Raw genomic sequence first — 3,851 nt, forward strand, 5'->3', positions numbered from 1 at the left:
GCCGCGCGTGCGCCGACGCGAAGCACGAAGGCGAGCAGGACGATCCCGGCGACGGCCCAACGAAAGCGTGCGTCGGCGGAGAGTGCCGCAAGGCGCCCGGTCATGCTCCTACCCGCTCCACCAGACCGCGCTCGGTGAGATACCCCGTCACCAGCCGCGCCGGGGTTACGTCGAAGGCGGGGTTGGCGGCGGCGGACGCGGTCACACGAATGCGGCCGCCTTCGCCTGCAACATGCGTCACTTCCTCGCCCGATCGCTCCTCGATCGGCACGTCGGCACCCGTCGCGGTATTGGGGTCGAAGGTGGTGTAGGGCAGCGCAACGTAGAACGGTACGCCATTATCCTTGGCGGCGAGCGCTTTCAAATAGGTGCCGATCTTGTTGCAGACATCGCCGTTCGCGGTCACCCGGTCGGTGCCGACGATCACCGCATCGACTTGGCCTGTCATCATCAGATGCCCGCCGGCATTGTCGGTGATGACGGTATGCGGCACGCCGTGCCCGGCCAGTTCGAACGCGGTGAGCAACGCGCCCTGGTTGCGCGGGCGGGTTTCGTCGACCCAGACATGCACCGGGATCCCGGCATCGTGCGCGAGGTAGATTGGCGCGGTCGCGGTGCCGTAATCGACCGTCGCCAGCCACCCGGCATTGCAATGCGTCAGGATGTTGAGCGGGCGCCCGGGGTGCTGCGCGTGGAGGTCGCGCAGCAGCGCGAGGCCGTGCTCGCCGATCGCGCGATTGAGCGCGACATCCTCGTCGCAAATCGCATCGGCGCGCGCGAAGGCGGCGGCAGCGCGATCGGTCGCGGGGAGGGGGCGGACGGCATCGACGATTTTGTCGAGCGCCCATTTGAGGTTCACCGCCGTCGGGCGGGCATCGAGCAGCAGCGCGTATTGGGCGGCAAGCGCCGCATCCGAGCCATCCTCAGCCAGCGCCATCGCGAGACCGTAAGCGGCGGTCGCCCCGATCAGCGGCGCACCGCGCGTCCACATCTCACGGATCGCGATTTCGGCGTCGCGGGCGGAGCGCAGCTCGACCCATGTGACCGCCCACGGCAGTTCGCGCTGATCGAGGATGCACGCGCCCGCACCGTCGGCGGTGCGCTTGATCGAGCGTTGATGGATGCCTTCGAGGATCATGTCTTGTTTTCTACCCGCTTCCCCGGCGAAGGCCGGGGCCCAGTCGCGCAGGTTTATCAACCGAGAGTTGTGCTCACCAAAAAATCGTTTTCGCTACTGGGCCCCGGCCTTCGCCGGGGAAGCGAGATGGGGGAGGTCATCGAAACTTGCGATATCCCCGCCATCGCCAGCGCGGTCGATCAGTAGCGCCGCCATCCCCGCTTCCCGCGCCGCCGCCACTTCCTCGGGTGTGTCCGACAGAAACAGCACGTCCGCAGGCAGCTCCCCGATGGCATCGGCAATCTTCGCATAGGACTCCGCCTCCCGCTTCGCCCCCGTATTCGTATCGAAATAGCCCGAGAAGAGCGGCGTCAGATCCCCCGCTTCGCTAAACCCGAAAAGCTGCTTCTGCGCCGCCACCGACCCCGACGAAAACACGTAAAGCCGCACGCCCGTCGCCTGCCAGCGCCGCAACCCCGCTACCGCATCGGGATAGACATGCCCCCGAAACGCGCCCGACGTATAGCCATCCGCCCAGATCATGCCCTGCAACGCCTTGAGCGGCGTGGCCTTGCGGTCTTCGTCGATCCAGCGGATCAGCGTCGCGACCGGATCGCCCGCTTCAATCGCGGCGACCTCCTGCAGGATCGCCGCCGTCTCCGCCGGATGCGCCGCGACATAGTCGGCAAGGCGCGCGCGGGCATAGGGGAACAGCACATCGGCGACGAAGGCGATGCTCGACGTCGTCCCTTCAATATCGGTCAGGATCGCTTTCACGCGCGCTCAAGCCGAGGAAAGCGCGTCGCAATGTCGCTGCCGGTGAACGCCGCGACCCAGCCATCGGGGTTCAGGAACAGCCGGATCGCGGTGAAGCTGGGGGCCGCCCCCATGTCGAACCAATGCCGCATCCCCGCAGGCACCGAAATTAAATCGCCTGCGCAGCACAGCATGGTGAACACTTGGCGGTCGTGGTGGAGCGTGAACAGCCCTTCGCCCGCGACGAAAAAGCGCACTTCGTCCTCGGCGTGGGTATGTTCGGACAGGAATTTGCTGCGCAGCGCAGCGCGTTCGGGATGATCGGGCGCGATCCGCGCCACGTCGATCGCGCGATAGCCGCCATGTGTCGTCAGCCGTGCGACCTCGTCGGCATAGACCGCGAGAATGTCGCTGTCGGCGTCGAGCGGCTTGAGCGGCCAGCGTTCGAACACCACGCCGATCTCGCTCAATGCTCCTGCGATCGCGTCGGCGTCGCTGGTGTCGAGCAAGGCGCTCGCGCCGTTATCCTCGGCAAAGACGTGCAAGCGGCTCATCGAAAGCTCCTTTCGGCCAGTTCGGCGGCAAACATCCACTCGATCGCCTCGATCACGCGCTCGGCCTCGGCCATGTCGCGGCCCCAGCCGTACAGGCCGTGGCTGCGGATCAGATAGGCCGGGATCGCACCCGGTTCCAGCAGGCGCGGCGTGATGCCTGCGTCGATCACCGCCATGTCCTGGCTGTTCTCGACGATCGGCAGGATGACCGACGTTTCGTGCGTTGCGATGCCGGGCAGCGCCTTGAGCATTTCGTGCCCCGCGAGCGTATAACCGTCCCCCGTCACGGCGCGGCTCAGCCCGACGGCGGCGGGGGAATGGCTGTGCAGCACCGCGCCTGCGTTCGGAAACGCGCGATACAAAGCCAGATGAAGCGCGGTCTCGGCGGAGGGTTTCTTGCCGTCGAGCGATTCGCCCGCCGCATCGACGCGCATGACGTCATCGGGCGTCAATCGCCCCTTGTGCCGCCCCGACACCGTTACCGCGAAGCTGCCATCGTCGAGCCGCACCGAATAATTGCCCGATGTCGCCGGCGCCCAGCCCTTGCCGTCGAGCCATCGCCCGACCGCGACGACCTGGTCGCGCGCGGTTATGAAATCGGTCATCGGGTTGGGTTCGGCGGTGGAGCGGGTGACGGGAATCGAACCCGTGTATTCAGCTTGGAAGGCTGCTGTACTACCATTGTACTACACCCGCGCGCCCTGTCGCGCAACCTTGCACCGACGCAAGAAGCCCTAGCGCGCCGCGGTTTGCGGCGCAAGCCGAAGCCGATTGACACTCTGATGTGTCATGTGTACATGACTAAATGTCAGTGGTGCCTATCGTTTAAAAGGAGCGATCGCGATGACAATTGCGCATTTTATGACCGGCCTGGCCGGGGTTCTGGCGTTGCTCGGGCTGGTGGGAATTTTCGGCGGTGCGTGGGCGCGCCGCTCGCCGCACCGCCACGCCATTTTTCGCGCGGGGAGTGTGGCAATGGGCTCGGCCGGGCTGGTCCTGCTCTCGGGCGGCCTTGTCGGTGCGGTCGACACGGGCCAGCTGTTCGGCGGGGTGATGCTGATACTCTTCGCCACCGCCATCAGCCTGCCTGTGACGGATCAACCCGCCGCGCGCGCATCGCGCACCTGACGGGACTTGCCGAACGCGCTTGCGCCGACCACACTTGCGCTTCGCACCGCAGGAGCGCCGATGTCCGACGACCAGACCGTAACCTGCCCTGGCGGCGAAGGCGCAGCGGCGATCACGCTCCCCGCCCGGCCCGAGGCGCTGCGGCTCGCGCCCGAGACGACCGCGGTGGTCGTGATCGACATGCAGAACGCCTATGCGAGCGCAGGCGGCTATGTCGATCTCGCCGGGTTCGATATTGCGGGGGCGGCGGGGACGATCGGCAAGATCGCGACCGTGCTTGAAACGGCGCGGGCGGC

5 protein-coding genes, 1 tRNA gene and 1 pseudogene are annotated in these 3,851 nt (G+C 66.6%); 2 read left to right on the plus strand and 5 right to left on the minus strand.

The window, feature by feature from the left end:
* Window positions 1–100 precede the first annotated feature (100 nt).
* The 5 genes from mtnA to ABWP09_RS13925 form a co-directional block, all read right to left on the minus strand.
* Complete coding sequence (gene mtnA, locus ABWP09_RS13905; protein WP_353205720.1) at window positions 101–1,138, minus strand: S-methyl-5-thioribose-1-phosphate isomerase; 1,038 nt, start codon at window positions 1,136–1,138, stop codon at window positions 101–103.
* Between the two features lie 93 nt (window positions 1,139–1,231).
* The gene (mtnC, locus tag ABWP09_RS13910) at window positions 1,232–1,894 is read right to left on the minus strand and encodes an acireductone synthase (RefSeq protein WP_353205721.1); all 663 of its coding nucleotides are present in this window, start codon (window positions 1,892–1,894) and stop codon (window positions 1,232–1,234) included.
* Entirely contained in the window at window positions 1,891–2,427 is a 537-nt protein-coding gene (locus ABWP09_RS13915; RefSeq protein WP_353205722.1) for a 1,2-dihydroxy-3-keto-5-methylthiopentene dioxygenase, read from the minus strand. The genes mtnC and ABWP09_RS13915 overlap by 4 nt, the downstream gene beginning before the upstream one ends.
* A complete protein-coding gene (locus ABWP09_RS13920) occupies window positions 2,424–3,032 on the minus strand; it encodes a methylthioribulose 1-phosphate dehydratase (RefSeq protein WP_353205723.1) in 609 nt (202 codons plus the stop codon). The genes ABWP09_RS13915 and ABWP09_RS13920 overlap by 4 nt, the downstream gene beginning before the upstream one ends.
* Window positions 3,033–3,049: 17 nt before the next feature.
* Window positions 3,050–3,123, minus strand: a tRNA-Gly gene (locus ABWP09_RS13925).
* A gap of 147 nt (window positions 3,124–3,270) precedes the next feature.
* Between ABWP09_RS13925 and ABWP09_RS13930 the strand changes: the two genes are divergently transcribed.
* Together ABWP09_RS13930 and ABWP09_RS13935 are read left to right on the plus strand one after the other, a co-directional pair.
* Window positions 3,271–3,555 carry a hypothetical protein gene (locus ABWP09_RS13930; protein WP_353205724.1) on the plus strand — a complete coding sequence of 95 codons (285 nt, stop codon included), beginning with the start codon at window positions 3,271–3,273 and terminating at the stop codon, window positions 3,553–3,555.
* Window positions 3,556–3,615: 60 nt separating this feature from the next.
* Window positions 3,616–3,851: pseudogene (locus ABWP09_RS13935) on the plus strand (pyrimidine utilization protein B); the annotation flags it as partial.

The sequence above is a fragment of the Sphingomonas sp. genome (assembly GCF_040398505.1).
Classification (GTDB): domain Bacteria; phylum Pseudomonadota; class Alphaproteobacteria; order Sphingomonadales; family Sphingomonadaceae; genus Sphingomonas.